This is a genomic window from Thiocapsa roseopersicina (genome assembly GCF_900106925.1).
GTDB classification, from domain to species: domain Bacteria; phylum Pseudomonadota; class Gammaproteobacteria; order Chromatiales; family Chromatiaceae; genus Thiocapsa; species Thiocapsa roseopersicina.
In genome coordinates, this window is sequence record NZ_FNNZ01000016.1 from 17,288 (window position 1) to 40,942 (window position 23,655).

The window sequence follows — 23,655 nt, forward strand, 5'->3', positions numbered from 1 at the left end:
GTTTGTCGCCTGTGAGCCGTGGCGTTAGCTGCGCCAGAATCGAAGAGAATCGTATGATCAAATTACATAATATTGGCGATAATGAGTGGGTTTTTGAAGATGGCTTAATTGATCTTTCGGTGCATGAAAGACTAGATGATGCTATAGATTTATGGCATTCAGGAAAGTCGGATAAGGCTGAAAGCATAATAAAAAATATTATCAGCAAGAATCCGTACCATATAGATGCTTATCATCATGCATCAATGATATATGAAGAAAGCGGATTAGACTTTGAAGCGTACCTTTGTTGTAGAGAGGCTGTAAGAATAGGTTTAGCCACAATGCCTGAAGAATTTTCATGGGCATCATCAAAGCTGGAGTGGGGGCACGTTGATAACCGTCCTTTTTTGAGGGCCTATCACAATCTCGGTTTGTGGTTAGAGAAACGAAATGAAATCAATGAAGCAATCGATGTATATGTAAATATGATTTCGGCATGCCCAAATGACAACATGGGGGTTAGATATATTCTACCAAAGTTGTGGATAGAAACCGGCGATCTACTCTCTATTGTACGTCTCAACAAAGAATACCCCGACGACTACTCGCCAGAGTTCATGTACACCTATCCATTGGCATTAGTCATGTTGGGTGAAATTGAAAAAGCAAAAACATTGCTTGATGACGCTAAGTGCGCCTTTCCACTAGTAGCAAAAGAGCTTAAAAAGAAAAGGCACCCAAAGCCAAAAACTAGTTTTGCAGGGGGCATCACAGTTGGAGGAGCAGACCAAGCTTATGAATACTGGAGGCAATATGGCAAGTTTTGGGGCAATTCAGAACAAGCTATGAGTCTTTTATGAAACGTGAATATGCAGCTAACAAGGCAAATTAAATCGGACGCTTCGCTGTCGCTCAGCGCCGGTTATTAGCTATCAGGGACAGACCACCAGAACGCGGGGTCTACCATCGAATTTGCAGGTAGCGGAGCACCCCGCCGAGGCCTTATCCTGACGCCTGAGGCGGGGGTGTGGCTCTTGGGGTCAGCGGTCGGCTGGTCCGGCTCGCACGACTTGAAATGCCGCCTCCGCCTCTCTGCATCATCCGTGTATGTCGTCCGGGATGGTGCCGACCGGTTTGGTTGTGGCTCTGTATGTAGACGAGACGAGCGGATGATTCCCCCTGATCTCGATCACGTACGGAGGCCCCATGTTGGTTCCCCCCAAACTTCACGTTGCCGTGGACATCGGCTGCCGACGCCACAGCGTTGCCATCGGCCTGTCCAGCGGTGAGCGGCTCGAAGAATTCGACATCGAGCACCGCCCGGAAGGCTTTGCGGACTTCTTTCGCCGCATCGAGCGTCATCACCGGCGTTACCCGGGCAGCGTCCCCACGGTCGCGATGGAAGGCTACAACGGCCACGCGCGCCCGCTCGACACCCTGATCGGCGAGCGCGGCTGGCGGCTGTTGAACGTCAACAATCTCAAGCTCGCGCGCTTCAAACAGATGTTCCCGGCCGCAGCGAAGAGTGATCGGATCGACACCCGCCGCATGCTGGATCTGCTGCAACTCGGCGAGCACATGCCGCAAGCGCGCCGGGCGCTGCAGGAAGTCCATGCACCGACGCCGGAGAACGCCGAGCTCAAGCGCCTAACGCGCCGTCGGCGCGCGCTGGTGGACGAGAAAAGCCGGGGGCTCGCGCGCATGCAAGGCGACCTGCGCGCGGTCTGTCCGGGGCTGCTCGACATCACCGGCGACGCCGAAAACCTGTGGTTTCTCAACCTGCTGACCCATGGCGACGACCTGGAGAAGCTCGCCCGGCTGCGCGAGCAGACCCTGCGCGGCATTCCCGCCATCGGCGCCAAGTACGCAGCCACTATCCGGCAGTGGCAACAGCACGCCCGGTTCAGCCACGAGGCGCCCTACGCCGGCCCCATGATCGTCGAAGATGCCCGGCGCATCCTCGCGCTGAAGGCCTCCATTAACGCCCTGGAGCGCCGCTGCAAAGCGTTGGCCGAGGCCTCCGACATCGCGCGCCTGATCGATACCGTGCCCGGCTTCGCGCTGGTGTGCTCGGCCGAGCTCGCGGGCGAGATCGGCACGCTCGATCGCTTCGCCGGCGAGGCGAGCCTGGCCGTCTACCTCGGCATGGCCAACCTGGACAACAGCTCCGGCGAGCGCGCCGGTGCGCGCGCCCCCGGTCAGGTCAACAAACGCGCCAAAGCGGCGATGATGACCGGCGTCGATCGGCACCGCAAACAAGTGCCCGAATCCCAACGCTACTACGAGAAGAAGCGCGCCGAAGGCAAGACCCACAACCAAGCCATCCGCGCGCTGGGGCGACACCTGTGCCGCGTGCTCTATCGCATGCTCAAGCACGGTCAGGCCTATCGCGTCCGCGCGCCCGCAGACGCCTGCACCGACGCCGAGCAGCGGTTCGCCGCATAGCATCGACGCCGTCTGCGCCTTCCTCGGCAGCGAGCGAGCACGTTGCACCCGGCCGGCGCCGGCGCAGAGCCCCGGGCGCAGGCCGCATGCGCCGCAGCGGCGAGGCTCTCCCGCGCGGCCTGCACCGGGCCATCCTTGTGAGCGAGCGACCGCTCGGCGAACCGGTCGACACGACTCCATTCGGCCCGCCACCTGCCGGTGCCGGATTGCCAGCTGACCACTGAGCAAATGCGCAGAGTTCCAGGCGGCGGGACCGGCATGCTTGGGCGAAAACGATCAGCGCTCGACGAGCGCTCTCACAGCTTGCCGGCTGCTCCATGCCAATGGCTTAGAAGCGCACGATTGGCGTTGAAAATTCCAGCGGGATGTTCAAGTCTTGAAATCACGCAATGCGAAGGGAGCGTCGGGGAGTAAGCGGGATCATGGGGTTACGTCTTGAAATCACGCAATGCGAAGGGAGCATCGGGGAGTGCCCGGCCTACTGAGAACCCCGATGCCTTTCTTTGAAGGATACCGGGAGTATGCCGCACGTCTAGCCTTCAGGAGGCGATGAGCGCGGGAACGTGGGGTCTTGAAATCACGCAATGCGAAGGGAGCGTCGGGGAGTAAGCGGGATCATGGGGTTGCGTCTTGAAATCACGCAATGCGAAGGGAGCATCGGGGAGTGCCCGGCCTACTGAGAACCCCGATGCCTTTTTTGAAGGATACCGGGAGTATGCCGCACGTCTAGCCTTCAGGAGGCGATGAGCGCGGTCTGGATCGCCACGGCGCGCTGGATCCCGATTAGGCTGCGTGACGCAGATGCAGCTCGATGTGCAGGCCCGCCGAGGCGGCCATATTGACCAGGGGATACCTCTGGGACAGGCCACGGTTTCTCAAGTCTGAATAAGCACAGAACACCGTTTTCCGAGTCGTCAAAAATAACGGTCGTCCGTCCCCGGTTTCCCCCGTGCCCGGCTTGCGGTTTTCTGCCCTTGGGGGCGTCGCGCGGCTTCATCTCAATACGACGCAGCGTCGCATGATCCGCACCTGTTCCTCCAGGTCGTAGGGTAACACCCGGTGCAGCAAGCTGCTGTTGTCCCAGATCAGCAGGTCACCCGACTGCCATTTGTGCGTATAGACCGTCTCCGGTCTGAATTCCATTGTGTTGATCTGCTGCATCAGACGAATTCCCCTTGGCCAGGGGGTTCTTGCTATACGCCACGCATGGTCTCCGATGAAAAGGGTGAGGCGGCCGGTATCAGGATGCGGCCGTATCAGCGGGTGGTAAACCGGCCCCTCACGCCGGCGTTGCCGCAACACCCGCCGCCACCACCGGAGTTGCGCCCGGAGCGATTCGCGGCAGGGGCCCGGTCGCGACCACTGCCAAGGCAGCCGTCGATAGCGGGCGGCCCGGCTGAGCTCGAGGTGATGCTCGGCCTGCAAGCCGGCGAAACGCGCCTTGCTCACCTGGTCCAGGCCTTCGTGTACCTGGTACAGGTTGACAAACTGGGTGTCGCCATTGGTCTCGGGCACACTCAGTGCATTCAACACCGTCGCCCGGGGTGGGTGGCGTGACCAGGAGCCGTCGCTGTGCCAGAAGGTCGAATCCGGGTCCGGATGGCTGCCTGACGCTACGCCATTGCGGTCGACGTTGCTCAGGTAGTGGACTTTCGGGTTGACGGCGGCGTAGTTCGGGTTCTGCCACATGGCCCGGCAACTGCCGAAAAGCTCTGCGAATCGTATCTGCTGATCTTCGTCAAGAAATTGCCGCCGGAACAACAGGACCTGATAGTCCATCAGGACCTGCCTCAGCGCCTTCCTTACCGGCTCGGAAACCGTGCCTGTGAAATCCAGGCCGCAAATCTGCGCACCGTAACCGTCTGAGAGTGGTTCACAGTCGAGCACTGCAGCCCCGCGCTGACTGCAACGGTCCATCTGCAGATATTCATCGGTTTGCATGATGTCATCCTCTTGTGACCGGCGCAGTCGAGAATACCAGGGACAGGCCACGGTTTCCGGCGCCGCTGGGGGACAGGAGAAATCATCACAGTGCCGCCGTTTCGGTGGGCGGGTGATGGCGGAAATCAGCGCCATTACGGGACCGTAAGAAAGTCGGCTGGCAGGTCTTGGTGGTTTGCCGCTGCGGCCAGTCCGGTATCGAAGGTGGAGAGGCGGCCGGCGATCGTCACGAGGCGCCAACATTCCGGGATCGACGACTTGCAGTCGTCTTCTTCCGCTGTCCCTACGGCTAGCGGCCTCGAGTGCAACTCCTCGATCTCATGAACCGCACCGAACAGGTGTTGGCCGGGCTTATGAATCAGGCCGCGCCGTGACTCGTTTCAAATTTCGGCCATGGTGGCACGTGGCGCGGAGCGCCACGGGGGATGCGTGACACCGCGGAGCGGGTGTCACGAGTCCGTTAAGGTTTGGTTGGCCACGCTATTAAACCGCGCCCGGTGCGTTATGCGTCATTTGTTGGCGCGGTTCAAAGTATTCAAAAATATTAGATTCTAAACCGCGTCTTGCCGGGATCGAGGACATCTCCGAAGCCAAAAGCAAAATGAAAACGACGCATGTCGCTCTGGACGCGGTTTAGCCGGCTTTGCTCGTCAGCGCTTGCCGCCGAACAACCGTCCGAAGAGTCCCGATGCGGGTGCCTTCGCGGGCGCTTGCGCGGCCAGTGCGTGCGCGGCCTCGGCGGCGGCTTTCGCATCCTCGGCCTCCGCCGTCTGCCAGGCGGTGCTGAGGGTCTCCCACCGGGGATCGGAGTTGTCCAAGCTCCAGGCCCGGATGTGCTTGTCGACGCTGCCGGAGTAGAGCCACTTGCCGTCGGGGCTGAAGGCGACGCAGTAGACGTCCTTTTCGTGGCCGGTCAGACGCGACATCTCAGCACCTGTGACGGCGTCCCAGAGAACGATCGTCTTGTCCGCGCTGCCCGAGGCGATGGTCTTGCCGTCGGGGCTGAAGACGGCACTCCACACCGGATAGGTGTGCTCCTCCATCTCCATGATGAGCCCGCCCTTCTCAAGATCCCACAGACCGATCGAGCCGTCGACGTTGCTGAGCAGGAGCCGGGTGCCGTCCGGGCTGAACTGGGTGCTGTTGATGCCGTTGTTGACGACGTCGAGTCGCAGCAGCTCTTCCCCGGAGTCGACATCCCAGACCGCCATGGTGCAGTCGCGGCTGCCCGAGACCAGACGCGTGCCGTCGATGGAGAAGACCACGCCCTGCACGTACTGCGGATGTCCCTCGATGGTGCGTACCAGGGTGCCGTCGGCGGATCTCCAGATGCAGATGGTCCCGTCTTCGCTCCCGGACGCCAGCAGTGCGCCGCCGGGCTGGAAGTCGACGCTGTAGACCAGGCTGCTGTGGCCGCTTTGGTTCCAGAGCTCGGCGCCGGTGGCGACGTCCCAGAGACGCACGGTGGTGTCCGTGCCGCCCGAGGCGACCCAGTGGCCGGCGGGGTGGAAGCGCACGGTGTAGACGCGTCCGTCGTGACCGTGCATCTCATGCTCGACGCGCCCTGCGGCGACGTCCCAGATCTTGACCAGGCTGTCCCAGCTTGCGGTGGCCAGGCGCTGGCCGTCGGGGCTCAGCGCGAGTCCGTAAATGGTGTCTGTTGCGGCCGTGCGCGGCACGGAACGCCAGTGTGGGGTAGGCATCGCGGTCTCCTTTTGACAGATGCGAATGGATTCTAAAGGCTGGAGCGACGCCGGCTCAGGACTCGATCATCTGATCAAGCCGATGACCGGGACGCACCATGGGGATGACGTTCTCGGCCTTGTCGACCCAGACATCGACCAGGACCGGGCCGGGCTCGGCCAGCGCTTGGGCGACGCCCTCGCGCAGATCCTTCGGATGCTTGATGCGCTGGGTCTTGAGGCGCGGATAGACATATTTGAGGCCGGTCAGGTTCGGAATCTGACGCCGACAGGTCTGGTCCAGATCCATGCAGTCCGGGTCGCAGCTCGCGTCGCGGGCGAGACAGGTCTCGTAGTGATGGCCTTCGTCCATCATGTCTTCCCATTGGCGGACCATCCCGAGAAAGCTGTTGTTCAGGACGAAGATCTTCAGCGGGATTCGGTTGGCGACCAGGGTGCCGAGCTCCTGGATGTTCATCTGAAAGCTGCCGTCGCCGTCGATCAGGACGAGCGGGTGAGCCGGGTCGGCGAACCAGGCCCCGATGGCCGCAGGCAGACCGAAGCCCATGGTCCCGAGCCCGCCCGAGCTGACCCACTGGCGCGGCCGGCGGAACCGATAATACTGCGCCGACCACATCTGATGCTGGCCGACACCCGTGACCAGGGTCGCATCACCGGCCGTCAGCTCCGAGATGATCTCCACGACGGCCTGCGGCTTGATGTATTCGGATTGGCCGTAGGGTTTGGGCATCTGCTTGCGCCATTGCGCGATTTGGGCCAACCAGTCGGCATGGTCGGCGGCCTGCCCAGTGCTTAAGGCATGCTCGAAGAAGGCGCCGAGCTCCGCGACCAGGTGCAGGTCGGTCGCGATGGTCTTGTCGATCTCGGAAGGGTCGATGTCGACATGCGCGATGCGCTTGCCCGTGGCGAAACCTTTGACCGCGACCCGGTCGTCGAAGCGCCCGCCGAGCGAGAGGATCAGGTCGGCATCGCGCAGTGCGTAGTTGGCCGGGATGGTCCCGTGCATGCCCGGCATGCCGAGGTTGTGCGGCAGCTCAAAGGGCAGGGCGCCGAGTGCGTTGAAGGTGGTGGTGACCGGGACCGCGAAGCGCTCGGCGAAGGCCCGCAGCGCCGCTGCCGCGTTGGCATGGATGATCCCGCCGCCGGCCTTCACCACCGGGCGTTCGGCGGCGGCCAGTGCGGCGAGGATGGCGTCGGCCTTGACCGGGTCGAAGGCAATCGGCTCGCGATGGCGGATTCGGGGCGGGTTCTGCCCGCTCGTTTCGGCCAGCTGAACATCTTTGCAGATGTCGACCACGACCGGGCCGGGCCGACCGCGGGTCGCCAGCGCGAATGCCTCGCGCAGCACCCACTCCAGGTCGCGCACATCCTTGACCAGATAGTTATGCTTGGAGATCGGCCGCGTAAAACCGACGGTATCGACCTCTTGGAATGCATCGGTGCCGATCGCCGCACTCGGCACTTGGCCGGTGATGAAGAGCGTCGGAATCGAGTCCTTGTAGGCGTCCGCGATCGGTGTGGCCAGATTGGTCGCGCCCGGTCCGGAGGTGGCGATCGCAACGCCGACCCGTCCGCTCGTCCGGGCATAGCCTTCAGCGGCATGACCGGCGCCGCCCTCTTGACGACAGAGGATGAACCTGGGTGCCGGATCGCGGCGGCGCATCCGCCGGTTGAGCTCGACATGCAAGGGGATGACCGCACCGCCCGTATGGCCGAACAGATACTCGACCCCGAGGTCGGTCAGGACATCGAAGAAGATGGCGGCTCCGGATCGGCGGGCATGGCTCATGGGGCGAATGACCAGGGCTCAACGGCTGAGAAGCCGATAATCATACCCTCACATGGCGCAAAGGGCAGGATGGATCGCCAACCGAACCGAGGTTTCGGTTATCCTCCGCGCCTGGTCGGTCCCCATGCACCTCGGGGTGCCGGGACATGAAGAATCGCGATCGAGGACGTTGTAGATGCAAGCGATCATTGAGCGGCTTGAAGGACTGCTCGAAAGACTGAAGCGGGTGAATTACGAGCGGCTCTTCGTCGTCTCGATCCTGGTTGCGACCCTGACGGGGTCGCTCTATCTGTACGTCGTGGACTTCTATTTTGCGCGCTCGGCGGATCAGGCGGTTGCCTTTGATCCGGAGATCGCGGACCGGGTCGCGCCGATCGGGCGGGTGACCCTCGCCGAGCCTGTGGTCGCCGCGCCCGCCGTCGAAACTGCTGCGGCAGCGACCGAACCACCGGCTGAAGTGTCCTCACCGGTCGAGGCATCCGCCGAGGGTGCCGTCGCCGAAACACCCGCATCGCCTGCCGAATCGACGCAGGCCGCAGTGGTGTCGGAGGCGCCGATCGAGCCGGCGATGGATCAGTCGGCAGCACAGGCCGCTGTTTCCGCGGGTCCGATCTCGGCCCGGTCCGCATCTGCCGAGGCGGGTGGGCGCGGGCCGGTCGCTGCCGTGCCATCCGTGCCGTCCGCGGATCTTCCGATAAGCCGCCCCGCCGTGACTGGCGGGCCGCCACGCCCGGCGCCGGCATACCCGCCGGTTCCGCCGGGTTACATGCCCATGCCTGCACAGGGTTATGCCCCGGTCTATCCGAGCTATCAGCCGCCCCCCGCGGCCTCACGGCAGCCCCCGGGCGAACCCTCCTGGTACGCTCCCGGTCCCTACCAAGCCTATCCGCCGACCGGGTACGAGCGTCCGGCGGTGCCGGCGGGCGGCTATCCGCCGCCGCAGGGTTGGATGCGCTGAGGTGTCGAGCGGTCCGGTCGAGCTGAGTCTGAACGGCGTCTACTACCCGCCTTGGCTACTGGCAGCGCTGCTCGGTTTTGTCTTGGCAATCGCCTTGGCCGCACTCGCAAACCGCACCGGGCTGAGTCGTTTCGTCTGGCATCCGCCGCTGTTCTTCACCGCCCTGGTCATCGCCTGTACCGTCCTGGTGGGCGCGACCCTGGTGCCGTCGTTTTTCGGCTGATCCGCCGCCTGCATCCGAGCAACGTCAGATGAGCACCCCATGAGCAACCCCGACGCGAAGCAATGGATCCTGGACAGCGTGCGCGTGCTGGTGACGCTGTCGATGGTCGCGATCGCCGCCGGCGCCGTCTATTGGGCCTGGCAGCAGGCCAAGGCGCATCCCTGGACCCGCGACGCGCAGGTGTTGGCCGACGTGGCGCATGTAGCGCCGCGGGTCGGTGGCCAGGTGACCGCGGTGCACGTCGCCGACAATCAGCAGGTGGCCAAGGGCGACCTCCTGTTCGAGCTGGATCCGAACCTGTATCGACAGGCTCTGGCGCAGGCGGAGGCCGACCTTGCATTACGTCGCGCGGAGGCGGCGGACCTCCGCGAAGGCGCCGAGCTTCGGTCGGACGGCGATCTCTCCGAGGCGGATGACGACGCCGAACAGGCGCTTGCGACAGCAAAGGCTGCCGCAGTCGTCGCGGCCGAGATCACCCTGGCGACTGCGCAGACACGCGTCGACGACACGCGTGTGACGGCACCGGTGGACGGCTATGTCACGAACCTCCAGCTCAAGGAGGGCACCTTTGCGGCGGCGGGTGTGCCGCAGGTCGCGCTGGTGGCAGCGGACTCCTTTTGGGTCGAAGCCTATTTCAAGGAGACCGACCTGCCCGACATCGGCATCGGCGACCCGGCCGCGGTGACGCTGATGGGCTATCCGAGCCAGCCGCTGACGGGTCGTGTCGAGAGCATTGCGTTCGGGATCGAGCGCCGCAACACCGCGGCCGGTCCGGGCGATTTGGTCCAGGTGGAGCCCATGTTCGAGTGGATCCGCCTTGCCCAGCGGATTCCGGTCCGTATTCGTCTCGACGAGCCGCCGGCCGGCATCGTGCTGCGCGTCGGCTACAGCGCGAGTGTTTCCGTCAATCCAACGACATCGGCGTCGGCATCGCTCGCGGCGGCCATCGGCGCCGCCTTCGACGCCCGTCCACCGGTTGCCCCCGACTCCGGCCCTGCCTCAGGCTCCGGCTCCGGCCCCGACTGACGGGTCGAGCGACGAGCGCGCGTTGCCGGATCAATCCACCGCCATGCCGCCGCTCGCGCGCACCTGGAGCCCAGCCGCCGCGCTCAATGCGCTGAAGACCACGCTCGGCGTCATCGCCGCCTGGGGCATCGTGCTCTGGCAGCAACTGCCGGATCCCTTCCTGGCGCCGGTCGCCGTCTTGTTCCTGCAGACGCCGTATCTCGGCGCGTCGCTGCGCAAGGGGCTCATGCGCGTCCTCGGCACCTTGGCCGGCGCGTTTTTGGTGCTCGTGCTCTTGGCGTTCCTGATCCAGGACCGCTGGGCCTTGATCGGCGCGCTCTCCCTGGTGGTGGCGGTGTCGGTCTACATGATCCGCAACAGCCGTTACGGCTACGCCTGGTTCATGCTCGCCATCACCGCCGCGATCATCGCCGGGGATGCGTCGCTGGAGCCGAGCATGGCCTTCGCCAAGGCGGTCTCGCGCAGCACCGAGGCGGTGGTCGGCATCCTGGTGGTGCTGGTGATCAACGGACTCCTCTGGCCGCGCACCGGCGGTGCCCTCTACGACCGAACCTATCGCGAGGCACTGACGCGGCTTGCCGACCATATGAGCCGCCTCGGGGAGGCGGTCTCGGCGGGTGCGGACGGACGCCTGCCCCAGCCGCCGAAGACCCTGCGCGGCGCGCCCGTGCAACTGCGGGAGATCCTCGCGGCCGCGGCACTCGACAGCGGCGGTTTCCGGCGTCTGCAACGCACCTACGAGGCGCAGATCGACGGGCTCGCCGCCGTGCTCGGCTCGCTCATGGCCTTCGGCGAGAACCTGCGCCTGGCAGCGGAGGGCGAGCGGGCCTTTCTGAGTGCCCCGCACCGGACGGCCTTGGGCAGCGCGCTTCTCGATCTCGCCACGGCCGTCGAGCGGATCGAGCAGGATCCGGGCGCCGTTGTCGGACAGCCGTCGGCGGCTGCCTTGTCCGCTGCGCAGGAGTGTCTCGGGCGACTCTCCGCCGCCGGCCCCGAGCCCCAAGGCGTCGCCGAGAGCGCCCTGCTGCACGCGACCGCCTTCGCCCTGAAAGGGCTGATCATGCGTGTCGAGCGTCTTGCCGATGCTGCCGTTGCTCTGGCCGCGGGGCGCTCGCTGCCGGTTGCTGCGCTGGCCGCCGAGGTACGCCCGCCGCTCGCCGAGCGGATGGCACGCGCACTGCCCAACGCGCTTGTCGCCGCCGTTGGCTTCTGGTTGATGGCCTTGCTGTGGATCGAGCTGCAATGGCCCCCGTTCGGCGTCATCGGGGTGACCATGGTCATCGTGGTGGTCGGTGTCGAGACGTTGGCGAATGTCCCCGTTCATCGGCGTGCGCGCCGGCTCGCGATCGGCGGGGCGGCAGGGGCCTTGCTGACGGCGCCGGTCTATTTCGCGGTGATGCCGCAGTTGGACGGCTTTCTCGCGCTGTCGCTCGTGCTCTTCGTCTTCTACTATCCGATCCTGTATTTCTTCCACGCCTTGCCCCCGCCGCGCAACGTCTTCTTCCTGGGCGCGGGTCTGATGGCGATCCTGATGGTCCAGCTCCAGCCGACTCAAACCTACAGCGCCGCCGGCTATCTTGGCCTGATGCTCAGTATCCTGACCGGCTTCATCGTCGGCATCACCCTGCTCGGCATCTTCGGGGGCAGGTCGCCTCGAGAACATCTGCGTCGGACGCTGAGGGACCTGCTCGCGACGCTCGACCGCGCACTCGGCGATCTGGCCGATCGCAATCGCCCCGACTTCGTCGTGACGCTCGCGCGCTACGAGCAGCGCCTGCGTGCCGACCTTCAGTCGTTGGCCGAGATCGTCCCGATGGCCTACGCCGCGCAGACGCCCGCCAACGACCGGGAGCGGATCGATGCGCTGTTGGATGCGGTGGAGACGCTGCTGATCCGCTTGGGCGCGCTCCAACGGGCGCGTGCCCGCTGGAGCGAGGAGTGCGGCGCCGACCGAGAAAACAACTGCCCGCGAACGGACTTCGGCCGGCACTGGCGGGAGGCGTTTCAGATCACCCTGCGCGAGCTCCTGCGCACGCTCGATCAACCGCGTACACGAGCAGGCCTAGCCGCGCTGGATGCCAATCGCGACTTCGCCTTGTCCGAGGTCGCGCGCGTCGATGCCATACGCCGGGGCGGCGACCCGCCGCCGGGTGCCGTCTACATCCTCGGGATTGCGGGCCACTACATCGGGGTTGCGCGTGGGTTGCGGACGTTGGCCGAGGCGCTGGATGCGATCGACTGGGCGGCTTGGCGGGTGCCCCGCTTCTGAGAAGCGGCGCGTGATACCGCTGGCCGAGATCCGACTTGGATCGATGGGGGCCTTGGTTCTGCGGCTGGTTGGGTCTGTTGCAGGTTGGGCCTCGCTGTCGCGCGGCCCAACCCGGGGGGCTAGCGCGCGAGCTTGCCGGCGCGACGCGCGGCGAGCGCCACGAACAGATAAGCCCAGCCGTTGAAGATCAGCTCGATGGCGACGAAGAGTCCGATGACCCACATGCCGGACATCGGCCACTTGGCGATGATCATGGCGCCGAGCGCGATCGAGATCAGGCCCGACAGCACGAGCCAGCCCCAGCCACTCTGTCCTCGATGCTGAACGGCCATGATGACGCGCGACACACCGACGGCGATCAGCACGCCGGCGAGCGCCAGCGTGAGGGTTTCGGAGGCGAGCAGAGGGTCGACAACGATGAGCAGTCCGCCTGCGATATAGAGAAGCGCGATCAAAACGTGCCAAAGTGCACCTTTCCAACCTTGGCACTTGAAGGCGTCGATGAGCTGAAAGGTCCCGCCGACGATCAGCAGTGCCCCGAAGAAGACGACGCTGACGAGCGTGAGTCCGAACGTCATCCCCATCCCCACGGTACCGAGGACGATGGAGAGGATGCCGAATGCGAGAAGCCATCCCCAATTGCGGCTCAGATCGCCGAACACGGGGTGCTGCGAGACGGGCGTATTCAGGTCGTTTGCCATGCGTGATCTCCTATAATGGCACTTGGCTCGGTAGGCTGTGTCGAAGCCGGTGACGGACTCGGATCGCTGTAACGGTGGGTCCGGAACCGACGCGAAAGCATACGCCGGTCCGGCTTGGCGGCCTATGACGATTTTAGGTACGCATGTCCGGTCCGGACGTTGCAGCCAGCTCGATTTTCAAGCGCAAAGGAGGTTCTAACCGCATGGTTTCTCACTACAATATGATCATCGTCCCGGTGGATGGCTCGGAGGGTGCCGCGCGCGCTGCCGTGTTCGCCGCCGATCTGGCCCGCGCCACGGACTCCCCGATCCAGCTGCTGCATGTGTTCTCCCCGACCAGCAACGAGCTGTTGGGCATGGCGCATCTCCCGCGCACGGAAATCGACTCGATCAGTCACGAAGCGGCCAACATTGCCTTTGCCAAGGCGCGGGATGCGATCGGCAACGCGGACGACCTGAAAATCGAAGAGAAGAGCGTCTGGGGCGAGCCGCGGGAGGAGATCGTCGCCGCCGCGGAGGCAACCGACGCCTTGATCGTGATGGGTCGCCGGGGTCTCGGCAAGATGCAAAAGCTGATTATCGGCAGCGTCTCGGATGCGGTGATCCGTACGGCGCATCGGCCGGTAACGGTGGTGAGCTGAGCCGCCAGCCGCCAGCCGCCAGCTTCGATTAGGCTGTGCGGGAGGCGGGAGGCGGGAGGCTAAAACCCGGCCGTTGTCGCTCTTAGGCTGCGTATCGCAGGATCGCCGCCAGCGCCTTGCCTTCCGGGATGTCCTGCGCACGGACGCTCAGTACCTCGCCGCCGGACAGGAGCACCCGGCGGGCGATCTCGTCGATGACCCCGTAGGTGTCTGCGCTCGCGGCATCCGCGAAGGTGACGGTGCCGTCGGCGTCGTCAACCGTGCCGTTCACCACCTGATCCATATCGACCAGCAGGCTCTGCACCGCGCCGAAGGTTGCCGCGCGTGCGGTGCGGGCGATGTCCGTGGTGGCCCGATCATCATTGGCGCGTTGTTGGAAGAGTGCATTCCAGTCGGCGATTTGCGATCGATAGAGCTCATCGAGCAGCGGGCGCGCGGCGGCGGCAAGCTCGGCTTCCGACATCCGCTCAGGATTGCCCTCGATTCCTTCGGCGACCAGGTGCGGATAGCTGTTGACCGAGCGGTAGATGGCGCCGAGGTTCTCGACCGAGGCCAGGATCAAGGGGGCCGTGCTGCCGGCCAGGAGTCCGCGCAGGGCGCCGTCGACCTTGCGTGCATATTGCCGCAGCCGGACCTTCTTGCCCTCTGATCCGCCGATGCGCCCGCTGTAGGAGCGGGTGGCGATGCTCGCTACGCCGACCGACGAGGCGGCGTCCGTCGGCATCCCCGCGATCTTCACCTCGCTTGCGGGCAGATCCGCCGAGACCTCGATCAGGCGCACGCCCCCGTCGGCCAAGGCCAAGACGTAGCCGCTATTGCGGAAATTGACCGAGCGCAGCAGGGGTTTCAGATGAAAGCGGTCGGAGACCTTGACCAAGGGCTCAAGTGCATTCGGGACGCGGAAGGTGCGCAGATTGTCCGGGGTGGCGAAGACCACCAAGCCGTGGGCTTGGAAACGCCAGAATTCGTCGTCCTCGACGAGATCGTCCAGCTCCTCGATCAGATCGTTGACGCGCCGCTTGTCGGCCCCCGCAGCCTCCAGCTGAGCGAGCGCTTCCTTGGTCAGATTCTTAAGCAGGATGCGATCGGCGTCCGTTTCGGTGCTGATCGGAGTAGTGGGCAGGATAATGGACACCGCGATGTCGTTGCGCTGGGTGGCCAGGTCGGCCAGCTCGTCGGCGGTCGGAAGATCGAGATAAAGCATGCGTGGTTTCTCCGGGGGTGATGGCCGGCGGCGAGATCGACGCCGGTCCGGCGTATGGACGGGTAGGGAAGAAAGGAGCGGTCGCTTTGGCGGGCCGCCCTGTCAGGCATCGTCGACCAGATGCTCGGGGCGCGGCAGGTCGACATGCGTTGCGGGCTCGGCACCGGAGCGACGGTTCAGCGCAAAGTCCCGCATGGCCGCCGCGCCCGAGAGATTGTAGACCTCCGCAAAACCATGCTGCGCCAGGATGCGCACCGCAGCATAAGCACGCTGCCCGCCACGGCAGGAGACCACCGTGGGCAGGGCGGGGTCGAGCTCACCGAGGCGGTCGCGCAGGTCGTCGAGTCGGATATGCTTCGCGTGAGGTGCGTCGTACAGCGGAAGCTCCTCGAGCTCCGTCGCCTCGCGGACATCCACGACCTGGAAGGCGGAGAGATCCGCGTCCGGCTGGATCAGCGGCGCGAGCCCGTCGAGGTCGTTCTGTGCGACGAAGGCGGCCATGTGCAGCGGATCCTTGGCCGAGCCGAAGGGCGGTGCGTAGGCGAGATCCAGCGCCCCGAGATCCTCGATCGTCCCCTTGAAGTGGATCAGGGTTGCGACGACGTCAAGCCGCTTGTCCACGCCCGCGGCACCGACGACCTGCGCGCCGAGCACGCGTCCCGTGCCTGCCTCGTAGACCAGCTTGATGCCGATCGGCGCCGCACCCGGATAGTAGCTCGCGTGATGATAGGAAACGATATGCACCGCGCGCGCATCGAATCCGACCTGCCGTGCCGCGCGCAGCGACAGACCAGCGATCCCGGCGGCGTAGCCGAAGACGCGCACGACCGAGGTGCTCCAAGCCGCGGGAGCCGGGCGCGAGGCACCCGTCGCGGCATGCTCCCCGGCCAGCCGACCGGTGCGATTGGCGATGCCGGCCAGCGGGACCCGCATGCGCTCCCCGGTCGGACCGAAGGCGTATTCGGCGGCATCCCCGACCGCATAGATGTCCGGGTCCGAGGTGCGCATGTAAGCGTCGGTGGCGATGCCGCCGCTGGCCCCGATGGTCAGCCCGGCCTCCACCGCGAGCGCCACGTTCGGGCGCACGCCGACACTCATCAGCACCAGGTCCGCCGGCAGCCGGGTTCCGTCGGCGAGGGTCACGCCGGACACGGTCCCGTCGGTCTGCTCGATCGCGGCGACACCGCGGCCGAGCTCGAGTCGCACCCCGTTGCGCTCGCTTTCGCGGTGGAGCGGCTCGGCGATCTCGCGATCGAAGAAGGGCATGACCTGGTTCTGCAGCTCCACGACCGTGACCTTCAGACCCCGACGGACGAACTGCTCCGCGACCTCCAGACCGATGTAGCCTGCACCGACCACGACGGCCTCTTTCGCGTGCGCCATTCCGGCGATGATCCGGTCCATGTCTCCGAGGTTGCGCAGACTGAAGACACCTTGTGCCGTCGCACCCGGGATCGGCGGCACGATCGGCGAGGCACCGGGCGAGAGGATGAGTTTGTCGTAGCCCTCCCCGTATTGCTCGCCCGTGTCGAGATTCTTGACCAAGACCCGCTTGGTCGCTCGATGGATGGCGATCACCTCGTGGCGGATGCGTGCGTCGATCAGAAACCGATCGCGAAACAGCTCAGGCGTTGCGACCAGGAGCTGGGCGCGATCGGCGATCTCCCCGCCGATGAAATAGGGTAGACCGCAGTTGGCGAAGGACACATAGGGGTCGCGCTCGAACATGATGATCCGGGCGTGCTCGTTGACACGGCGGGCCCGCGCGGCCGCCGATGCGCCGCCCGCGACGCCGCCGACGATCAGGATTCTCGGGGAGTCGTGCGCCTGTGTCCTGGTTGTCACCGCGGATTCTCCTGCGTTCTCGTTTAAGCCAAGAAACCCTATGTGATCAAGGGGACATCTTGTTGACGTCGACGGCTGGATTCTATCCGAAACGCGGAACCTGCGCCGCTCGACTCGAGCAGCGGAGTTCCGCCCCGTCTCCGGCCGTGCGCGACCGATGGCGCCTGTTGCCGTCCGGGAATCCAGGTGCTTACCCCGTTGCCGCGACCTTGTCGGTGGTTCGCCCCGCGGCTACTATCGCCGCGGCAACCGACCAGAAGCGATCCGGCGCGAGGAGCAAATATGAGAGTAGTGATCATCGGCGGCGTGGCCGCGGGCATGAGCGCGGCGAGTCAGGCCAGAAGGACACGTCCGGACGCCGAGATCCTGGTTCTGGAGAAGACGCGGGACGTCTCCTACGGCGCCTGCGGATTACCGTACAAGCTTCCCCCGGACACGGACATGAACGACCTGCTCGTCATCTCCGCGCAGCGTTTTCGAGATGAGCGCAACATCGACGTGCGTCTCGACCACGAGGTCCTGAAAATCGATCCGGGCCGCCGCGAGGTCGGCGGTCGCAACGCCGAGGGCGATTTCGTGCTCGCCTACGACAAGTTGATCATCTGCACGGGCGCGCGGGTCTGGGCGCCGCCGATCAAGGGGCTCGACGCGCTCTGGGGGCAGGGCGCCTATCCGCTCAAAACAATCGACGACGGGCGGGCCATCAAGGCGGCCATGGCGGCGCATCCGCCCAAGCGCGTAGTGGTCATCGGCGCCGGCTATATCGGGCTTGAGGCGACCGAGAACTTCCGAGAGATGGGCGCCGCGGTCACCGTGGTGGAGGCCCTGCCCGAGATTCTGCCCTGGCTGCCAGAGACACTGCGGGCGCGCGTGATCGACGAGGCCAAGGCGCATGGGGTCGAGATGCTGACCGGGACGCGGGTCGAGGCGATCGAGCGAACCGGCTCGGGCATCCTGGTCGAGACCTCCGCCGCGACGCTTGAGGCCGATCTTGTGCTGGTCGCGACCGGCGTTCGACCCGAGTCCGAGCTGGCCGCTGCGGCTGGGTTGGCGCTCGGGGCCGCCGGGGCGATCGCCGTGGACGAATACCTACGAACCTCCGACGAGCACATCTACGCGGCCGGCGACTGCGCCGACGCGATCCATGCCATCACCGGGGAGTCGGTCTGGTTTCCGCTCGCGCTGCGTGCCAATCGGGCAGGCAAGCTTGCCGGCGACAACATCTTCGGCCTGAAACGCCCGGCACCTCCGGTGCTCGGCACGGCCGTGTTCAAGTTCTTCGGGCTCGAGGTCGCACGCACCGGGCTGTCGAGCGAGGAGGTCGACGCGGCAGGACTCGATACCGCGACCGCCGAGATCGTCGGATCGACCCGTGCCGGCTACTACCCCGGCGGCGGCAAGCTCTCGGTCTGGCTGATCGGGGAGCGCAAGACGCGCAAGCTGCTCGGCTGCTGCATGGTCGGTCCCGAGGCGGCCGCGCACAAGATCGACACCGCCGCGGCGGCGATCCATGCCGGCATGACCGCGGAGCAGATCTACGATATGGACCTGGCTTACGCGCCGCCGTTCGGTCCCTCTTGGTCGCCCTTGCTGATTGCCGCTTCGCAGTTGAGCAAAGCACTCGATTGAGTACGTGACCGGCGACGGATGTGCGGTCGATTGCGTCGCCAGCATCGGCCGGCTCCGTGATCGCCCGTGTTGGGCTTGCTTGCGTGACCCAATCTCTGCCAGCGTGTTTAAACCGCGTTCAGGGCGACATCCGTCATTTTCATGTTGTATTCGGCCTTGGTGACTTCACCGGCCCTGGTGGAGACGCGGTTTAAAATTTTATATTTTTTATAACTTTAAACCGCGCCAGCTTAAACAATCGTCGAGTCTGCCGGGGCCGATCCCATCCAATAACATCACATACCGCGCTGGGCGCGGTTTAAGTCCAAGGGGCCCGACTTCATGAACACCGCCACGCACACCAATTTCCAGCGTCTGATCTTCGCCGTCGAAACCATTCCGTCGGCACCGACCGCGGTCGTCCATCCCTGCAACGCCGCGGCGCTGGGCGGGGCCGTCGATGCCGCGAAGGCGGGCATCATCACGCCCATTTTGGTCGGACCTCGCAAGAAGATCCTCGCCGCCGGGGCAGACGCGGGGATCGACCTTTCGCCCTACGAGATCGTCGACGCAGAGCACAGTCACGCATCCGCCGAGAAGGCCGTCGCCTTGGTACGCGAGGGTCGCGCCGAGATGCTGATGAAGGGCTCGCTCAGTACGGACGAGCTGCTCGGTCCGGTAGTGAAACGCGATGCCGGACTGCGCACCGCCCGGCGTCTGAGTCATTGCTTCATCATGGACGTGCCCGGTCACGCGAATGTCCTCTTCATCACGGACGCGGCGATCAACATCTTCCCGACCCTGGAGGAGAAGGTCGACATCGTGCAGAACGCGATCGATCTTGCGCGGGCCCTGGGGATCGAGACCCCGAAGGTCGCCATCCTGTCTGCGATGGAGAAGGTCAACCCCAAGCTCCAGTCGACCGTGGAGGCCGCGGCACTTTGTAAGATGGCCGACCGCGGTCAGATCACCGGCGGCGTCCTCGACGGACCGCTCGCACTCGACAACGCCATCAGCCCGGAGGCGGCACGGATCAAAGGAATCGGCGGCCCCGTCGCCGGGCACGCCGACATCCTGGTCGTGCCCGATCTGGAAGCGGGCAATCTGCTCTCGAAGAGCCTCGCCTTCCTGATGAACGCCGACTCCGCGGGCATCGTCCTGGGCGCACGCGTGCCCATCACGCTCACCAGCCGGGCCGACTCGGTCCAGAGCCGCCTCGCCTCCTGCGCCGTTGCGGCGTTGGTGGCCCACCGGCGTAAGGAGGCTGCGGCGATCGAGGGTGTCGTCTAAACCGCGCCCAGCGCGGTATGTGAGGATTTTGGATGGGATCGGCCCCGGCAGACTCGACGATTGTTGGAGCTGGCGCGGTTTAAAGTTTTAGAAGGACACCTTTGACATAAAGGATATTCCGCCCTAAATTCAGGCCCTAATTCAAGGCGGAATGATGGCCATGCAACCAATCTCGGTTTCCGAAAGCATCGTGCCTGTCGGCGAGTTCAAGACTCAGATAGCGCGTCATCTGAAGCGACTTGTCGACGGCGCCGGTCCACTCGTCATCACGCAGAACGGTCGGGCCGCGGGCGTCGTCCTGTCGCCGGCGGAATACGATCGAATGTGTGATCGGGAGCGGTTTTTCGAGTCCCTGCTTGCCGGGGCCGGAGACGCCGATGCCGGGCGGGTCATTGACATTGCAACCCTTCGCGAGCGCCTCGCGGAGCGGCGTGCAGGACGTTCCATCGCATGAAGGTCCTCTGGACCGATCAGGCCTTTGAGCGGCTCGCAGAGATCGAGGAGTACATCGCAAGGGATGATCCGGCCACTGCTGAGCGGTTTATCGACCGATTGATCGATCGGTCACAGGCTCTTGCGGATCACCCCGGCTTGGGGCGCACCCTGCCCGAGCTTCCCGGCAGTGATTTCAGGGAACTGGTCGAGGGAAATTACAGAATCGTCTATCGCTTGCACGGCGATGCCGTTGCTGTTCTTACGGTGTTCGAGGGCCATCGACGACCGCCGCTCGACGACCTGGCTTTGGAGGACAGGCCACTTCCCAGCTTTGACTGAGGCACGGGCGGGTTCGGGCGCGGTTCAGTAAAACGGAAACAGCCAAGGCACCAGGGCCACCGACACCGCCATCACGACGACGACGAACGGTAGGCCGACACGCACGTAGTCGCCGAAGCGGTAGTTGCCGGCGGTTGCGACCATCGCGTTGGGCGGGGCGATCGGGGTCATGAAGGCCGATGAAGCGGCCAAGGCGACGATGATCGCGAAGGGGTAGGGCGAGGCACCGAGCTCGGCGGCCAGCGCGAGGGCGACCGGAATCACCAGGACGGCGTTGGCGGCCGCGACCACGAAGAGTCCGATCAGCACGGTGATGAGATAGAGCGTCGCCAGGATCAGATAGGGTCCGGCGTCGCCGAGCAGTGCGACCAGCGCGGTGGCCGCGAGGTCGATCCCGCCGGTGCGCTCCAGGGCGATGCCGAAGGGCAGCATGCCCGCGATCAGCACCAGGGTGCGCAGGCTGATCGCGCGATAGGCGCTGTCGAGATCGATACAGCGGAAGAGTCCCATCAACAGGCAGCCGATAAGGGCTGCCTGTACCGCAGGCACCAGATCCAGGACCATGAGGGTCACGGTGATGGCGAGCGCCAGCAATGCGAAGGGCGCCTGCTTCGCGGCCGGCAGCACCTCGTCGAACTCCTTCGGGAGATTCAGCGCCACCAGATCGCGTCCGCCGCCGCGTAGCTGGCGGATCGCCTTCCAGGCACCGACCAGGAGCAGGGTGTCGCCGGGTTGCAGGCGTTCCTCCCGCAGTCGCTCGGGCGTGTGTGCAACCGTGCCTCGACGCAATCCGATCGCGGTCAGATCGTATTGCGCGCGCAACTGCAGCTCGACGAGCGTCTTGCCGACCAGGCGCGACTCCGCCGGCAGCATGACCTCGGCCATCCCGACGCCTTGTGCCTGGTCGGTGAAATAGGCCCCGGACAGCGGGAGACGCTCCAGCCCCAAGTCCGCACAGCGGGCGTCCGGTGAGGCGATCGGGGTGGGGCTGTCGATCAGCAGGATGTCGCCGGCGGCGATCTCGGTGGTCGGATCCGGGCCGATGAGACAGGTGTGGAACGGCCGACTGCGCTCCACGGCGAGGACCGCCAGCTCGGCATGGCCCGGCAGGGCGAGCGCGCCGAGCGGTTGCCCGACGAGCGGGGAGTCTTCGCGCACCCGCACGCGCAGCTCCCGCTCGGCCAAGCGATAGGTCTCGACCCAATCGGTCAGGCTCGGCCGCCCGCCGGTGCGCTGTCCGTCCGCTCCGCCGGTGCCCAGCCAGCGGCGCGCGAACATCATGTAGGCGACGCCGAGCAGCAGGATCGGCAGGCCGATCGGGGTCAGCGTGAAGAAGGACATGCCCTCTGCGCCGGTGCGCACCAGCTCGTAATTGACGATCAGGTTCGGTGCTGCGGCGACCAGGGTCAGCATTCCGCTGATGAGCGCGGCGAAGGAGACCGGCATCAAGACCTGTGCCGGCGACATGCCGGTGCTCTGCGCGATGCGCAGCGCGACCGGGATGAAGATGGCGACCACGCCGGTGGAGTACATCACCGAGCCCAGCGCGCCGACGATCAACATCAGCGTGGCGACCAGACGGGTCTCGTTCTTGCCGCCGCGAGCGACCAGCCAATCCCCGAGTCCTTGTGCGATGCCGGTGCGGGCCAGCCCCTCGCCGATCACGAACATGGCCGCGATCAGGATGATGTTCGGGTTGCTGAACCCGGCGATCGCCTCGCGAACCGTGATGACCCCGGTGAACGGCAACCCGACCATCATCAGGAGACCCACGGCATCGGCCCGCGGCCGCCCGAGGCTGAACATCAGAATGGCACCGACCAACAGGGCCAGAACTAGGAGCAGTTCAAGATTCACAAGTCCCCCTAGGCGCGGAACTTGCGCCATTCAGCTCCGGGTGTTGCGGGTCTACCGAATCGGCATCACGGGCACATCCGCCGGTACCTCGAGCTCCGCCTCGGTCGCCGCCAGCACCTGCTCGACGCTGACGCCGGGGGCGATCTCCATCAGCTTGAGGCGGCCGTCGGAAAGCGCGAGGACCGCCATCTCGGTGACGATCAGATCGACCGGGCGTGCCGAGGTCAGCGGCAGGTTGCACTTTGGGACGATCTTCGGCTTGCCCTTCGCCGTGTGCTGCATTGCCACCACAACGCGCTTGGCGCCGGTGACCAGGTCCATCGCACCGCCCATGCCCGGAACCATCTTGCCCGGGATCATCCAGTTGGCCAACAGGCCCGCGGCGTCGACCTGCAATCCTCCGAGCACCGTCATGTCGACATGCCCGCCGCGGATGAGCCCGAAGGAGACGGCGCTGTCGAAGGTACAGGCGCCGGGCAGTGCGGAGACCGCCTTGCCGCCGGCGTCGGTGAGCTTCGGATGCGCGAAGCCTTCCTCCGGGACCGGGCCCGTACCGATCAGTCCGTTCTCGGACTGAAAATAGACCTGGATCCCGTCCGGGACATAGTTGGCGACCAGGGTCGGGATCCCGATGCCGAGGTTGACGAGCATGCCCGAGCGCAGCTCGAGCGCGATCCGCTTGGCGATGATGGTCTGTGCGTTCATGGCGGTCAGAGATTCGCGACGAGGTGGTCGACGATAACGGCAGGCGTCATGACGTCGTCCGGCGGGATGACCCCGACCGGGACGATATGGTCGGCGGTCGCGATCACGGTCGCGCCGGCCATCGCGGCCATCGGGTTGAAATTGCGGGCGGTCAGGACGTAGCGCAGGTTTCCCGTGTAATCGGCGAACATGGCGTGCACCAGCGCGAAATCGGCCTTGATCGGTGTTTCGAGCAGATACTCCGAACCCTCGACCTCGATCTTGCGCTTGCCCTCCTCGGCGAGCGTGCCGACACCGGTCGGCGTGAGCACGCCGCCGAGTCCGTAGCCGCCGCAGCGGATCCGCTCGATCAGGGTCCCCTGCGGGACCAGCTCCACCTCCAGGGTGCCCGCGATCTTCTGTTGCTGGGTCTCCGGATTCAGACCGATGTGGCTCACGATGGCCTTGCGCACGAGCCCGGCGGTGATCAGCTTGCCGATGCCCACGCCGGGGAGCGCGGTGTCGTTGGCGATGACCGTCAGGTCGCGCTTACCCTGCCGCACCAGCTCGTCGCAGATCCGCTCCGGTGTTCCGACCCCCATGAACCCGCCGATGACCAGGCTGGCTCCGTTCGGAATCAAGGCGACGGCGTCTTCAAGCGAAATGCGCTTCACGATGGGTGTCTCCTGGTGCGCGTGCTCGAGCGGGTGAAGGG

At 65.1% G+C, this 23,655-nt stretch carries 20 protein-coding genes; 11 read left to right on the top strand and 9 right to left on the bottom strand.

Going from position 1 to position 23,655, the window contains the following annotated elements; all coding sequences use genetic code 11:
* Positions 1-53 precede the first annotated feature (53 nt).
* Both BLV04_RS16110 and BLV04_RS16115 read left to right on the top strand, forming a co-directional pair.
* On the top strand, positions 54-842 hold the full coding sequence (locus tag BLV04_RS16110; protein ID WP_093034403.1) for a tetratricopeptide repeat protein: 789 nt from the start codon (positions 54-56) through the stop codon (positions 840-842).
* Between the two features lie 346 nt (positions 843-1,188).
* Positions 1,189-2,427 (top strand): IS110 family RNA-guided transposase, encoded by a 1,239-nt coding sequence (locus BLV04_RS16115; protein ID WP_093034406.1) that lies wholly within the window; start codon positions 1,189-1,191, stop codon positions 2,425-2,427.
* 993 nt (positions 2,428-3,420) lie between these two features.
* Here the strand turns inward: BLV04_RS16115 and BLV04_RS16120 are convergent.
* From BLV04_RS16120 to ilvB, 3 genes are all read right to left on the bottom strand, one after another.
* On the bottom strand, positions 3,421-4,368 hold the full coding sequence (locus BLV04_RS16120; RefSeq protein ID WP_175534662.1) for a TauD/TfdA dioxygenase family protein: 948 nt from the start codon (positions 4,366-4,368) through the stop codon (positions 3,421-3,423).
* Between the two features lie 650 nt (positions 4,369-5,018).
* Positions 5,019-6,071: a WD40 repeat domain-containing protein gene (locus BLV04_RS16125; protein WP_093034412.1), complete on the bottom strand. Its 1,053-nt coding sequence runs from the start codon at positions 6,069-6,071 to the stop codon at positions 5,019-5,021.
* A gap of 55 nt (positions 6,072-6,126) precedes the next feature.
* On the bottom strand, positions 6,127-7,860 hold the full coding sequence (ilvB, locus tag BLV04_RS16130) for a biosynthetic-type acetolactate synthase large subunit (protein ID WP_093034414.1): 1,734 nt from the start codon (positions 7,858-7,860) through the stop codon (positions 6,127-6,129).
* A 175-nt stretch (positions 7,861-8,035) separates the two neighbouring features.
* Here ilvB and BLV04_RS16135 point away from each other — a divergent pair, with 175 nt between their 5' ends.
* Genes BLV04_RS16135 through BLV04_RS16150 form a run of 4 tightly spaced genes read left to right on the top strand, consistent with a single transcriptional unit; the run spans position 8,036 to position 12,336 of the window.
* Complete coding sequence (locus BLV04_RS16135) at positions 8,036-8,818, top strand: hypothetical protein (protein ID WP_093034417.1); 783 nt, start codon at positions 8,036-8,038, stop codon at positions 8,816-8,818.
* Position 8,819: 1 nt separating this feature from the next.
* Positions 8,820-9,041 (top strand): DUF1656 domain-containing protein, encoded by a 222-nt coding sequence (locus BLV04_RS16140; protein WP_093034420.1) that lies wholly within the window; start codon positions 8,820-8,822, stop codon positions 9,039-9,041.
* 39 nt (positions 9,042-9,080) lie between these two features.
* Entirely contained in the window at positions 9,081-10,067 is a 987-nt protein-coding gene (locus BLV04_RS16145) for an efflux RND transporter periplasmic adaptor subunit (protein ID WP_093034423.1), read from the top strand.
* Between the two features lie 22 nt (positions 10,068-10,089).
* Complete coding sequence (locus BLV04_RS16150; protein ID WP_093034426.1) at positions 10,090-12,336, top strand: FUSC family protein; 2,247 nt, start codon at positions 10,090-10,092, stop codon at positions 12,334-12,336.
* Between the two features lie 119 nt (positions 12,337-12,455).
* Here BLV04_RS16150 and BLV04_RS16155 read toward each other — a convergent pair whose 3' ends face one another.
* Positions 12,456-13,037, bottom strand: coding sequence for an HdeD family acid-resistance protein (locus BLV04_RS16155; protein WP_093034429.1), 582 nt, complete (start codon positions 13,035-13,037; stop codon positions 12,456-12,458).
* A gap of 143 nt (positions 13,038-13,180) precedes the next feature.
* Between BLV04_RS16155 and BLV04_RS16160 the strand changes: the two genes are divergently transcribed.
* A complete protein-coding gene (locus tag BLV04_RS16160; RefSeq protein ID WP_093034432.1) occupies positions 13,181-13,678 on the top strand; it encodes a universal stress protein in 498 nt (165 codons plus the stop codon).
* 82 nt (positions 13,679-13,760) lie between these two features.
* Here BLV04_RS16160 and BLV04_RS16165 read toward each other — a convergent pair whose 3' ends face one another.
* Positions 13,761-14,882: a baeRF11 domain-containing protein gene (locus BLV04_RS16165; protein WP_093034435.1), complete on the bottom strand. Its 1,122-nt coding sequence runs from the start codon at positions 14,880-14,882 to the stop codon at positions 13,761-13,763.
* A 102-nt stretch (positions 14,883-14,984) separates the two neighbouring features.
* Positions 14,985-16,727 (bottom strand): FAD-dependent oxidoreductase, encoded by a 1,743-nt coding sequence (locus BLV04_RS16170; RefSeq protein ID WP_093034438.1) that lies wholly within the window; start codon positions 16,725-16,727, stop codon positions 14,985-14,987.
* A gap of 282 nt (positions 16,728-17,009) precedes the next feature.
* On the opposite strand from BLV04_RS16170, the gene BLV04_RS16175 reads away from it, so the two are divergent.
* From BLV04_RS16175 to BLV04_RS16190, 4 genes are all read left to right on the top strand, one after another.
* On the top strand, positions 17,010-18,356 hold the full coding sequence (locus BLV04_RS16175) for an FAD-dependent oxidoreductase (protein WP_093034441.1): 1,347 nt from the start codon (positions 17,010-17,012) through the stop codon (positions 18,354-18,356).
* 321 nt (positions 18,357-18,677) lie between these two features.
* Entirely contained in the window at positions 18,678-19,625 is a 948-nt protein-coding gene (locus BLV04_RS16180) for a phosphate acetyltransferase (RefSeq protein ID WP_093034444.1), read from the top strand.
* A gap of 160 nt (positions 19,626-19,785) precedes the next feature.
* Complete coding sequence (locus BLV04_RS16185) at positions 19,786-20,079, top strand: type II toxin-antitoxin system Phd/YefM family antitoxin (RefSeq protein WP_175534663.1); 294 nt, start codon at positions 19,786-19,788, stop codon at positions 20,077-20,079.
* Positions 20,076-20,399: a type II toxin-antitoxin system RelE/ParE family toxin gene (locus tag BLV04_RS16190; RefSeq protein ID WP_093034450.1), complete on the top strand. Its 324-nt coding sequence runs from the start codon at positions 20,076-20,078 to the stop codon at positions 20,397-20,399. The genes BLV04_RS16185 and BLV04_RS16190 overlap by 4 nt, the downstream gene beginning before the upstream one ends.
* Before the next feature lie 24 nt (positions 20,400-20,423).
* Here BLV04_RS16190 and BLV04_RS16195 read toward each other — a convergent pair whose 3' ends face one another.
* The 3 genes from BLV04_RS16195 to BLV04_RS16205 are packed head-to-tail and all read right to left on the bottom strand — an operon-like array spanning position 20,424 to position 23,614.
* Complete coding sequence (locus tag BLV04_RS16195) at positions 20,424-22,256, bottom strand: SLC13 family permease (protein WP_093034453.1); 1,833 nt, start codon at positions 22,254-22,256, stop codon at positions 20,424-20,426.
* Positions 22,257-22,307: 51 nt separating this feature from the next.
* Positions 22,308-22,961 carry a 3-oxoacid CoA-transferase subunit B gene (locus BLV04_RS16200; RefSeq protein ID WP_093034456.1) on the bottom strand — a complete coding sequence of 218 codons (654 nt, stop codon included), beginning with the start codon at positions 22,959-22,961 and terminating at the stop codon, positions 22,308-22,310.
* Positions 22,962-22,966: 5 nt separating this feature from the next.
* Complete coding sequence (locus BLV04_RS16205; RefSeq protein ID WP_093034459.1) at positions 22,967-23,614, bottom strand: CoA transferase subunit A; 648 nt, start codon at positions 23,612-23,614, stop codon at positions 22,967-22,969.
* Positions 23,615-23,655 lie beyond the last annotated feature (41 nt).

Excerpts from the sequence above, each read along its gene's own strand:
- BLV04_RS16185 (WP_175534663.1), top strand. The coding sequence starts at position 19,786 with ATGCAACCAATCTCGGTTTCCGAAAGCATCGTGCCTGTCGGCGAGTTC.
- BLV04_RS16200 (WP_093034456.1), bottom strand. The coding sequence starts at position 22,961 with ATGAACGCACAGACCATCATCGCCAAGCGGATCGCGCTCGAGCTGCGC.
- BLV04_RS16125 (WP_093034412.1), bottom strand. The coding sequence starts at position 6,071 with ATGCCTACCCCACACTGGCGTTCCGTGCCGCGCACGGCCGCAACAGAC.
- BLV04_RS16120 (WP_175534662.1), bottom strand. The coding sequence starts at position 4,368 with ATGCAAACCGATGAATATCTGCAGATGGACCGTTGCAGTCAGCGCGGG.
- BLV04_RS16165 (WP_093034435.1), bottom strand. The coding sequence starts at position 14,882 with ATGCTTTATCTCGATCTTCCGACCGCCGACGAGCTGGCCGACCTGGCC.
- BLV04_RS16155 (WP_093034429.1), bottom strand. The coding sequence starts at position 13,037 with ATGGCAAACGACCTGAATACGCCCGTCTCGCAGCACCCCGTGTTCGGC.
- BLV04_RS16110 (WP_093034403.1), top strand. The coding sequence starts at position 54 with ATGATCAAATTACATAATATTGGCGATAATGAGTGGGTTTTTGAAGAT.
- BLV04_RS16135 (WP_093034417.1), top strand. The coding sequence starts at position 8,036 with ATGCAAGCGATCATTGAGCGGCTTGAAGGACTGCTCGAAAGACTGAAG.
- BLV04_RS16145 (WP_093034423.1), top strand. The coding sequence starts at position 9,081 with ATGAGCAACCCCGACGCGAAGCAATGGATCCTGGACAGCGTGCGCGTG.
- BLV04_RS16175 (WP_093034441.1), top strand. The coding sequence starts at position 17,010 with ATGAGAGTAGTGATCATCGGCGGCGTGGCCGCGGGCATGAGCGCGGCG.
- BLV04_RS16160 (WP_093034432.1), top strand. The coding sequence starts at position 13,181 with ATGTCCGGTCCGGACGTTGCAGCCAGCTCGATTTTCAAGCGCAAAGGA.
- BLV04_RS16180 (WP_093034444.1), top strand. The coding sequence starts at position 18,678 with ATGAACACCGCCACGCACACCAATTTCCAGCGTCTGATCTTCGCCGTC.
- BLV04_RS16190 (WP_093034450.1), top strand. The coding sequence starts at position 20,076 with ATGAAGGTCCTCTGGACCGATCAGGCCTTTGAGCGGCTCGCAGAGATC.
- ilvB (WP_093034414.1), bottom strand. The coding sequence starts at position 7,860 with ATGAGCCATGCCCGCCGATCCGGAGCCGCCATCTTCTTCGATGTCCTG.
- BLV04_RS16115 (WP_093034406.1), top strand. The coding sequence starts at position 1,189 with ATGTTGGTTCCCCCCAAACTTCACGTTGCCGTGGACATCGGCTGCCGA.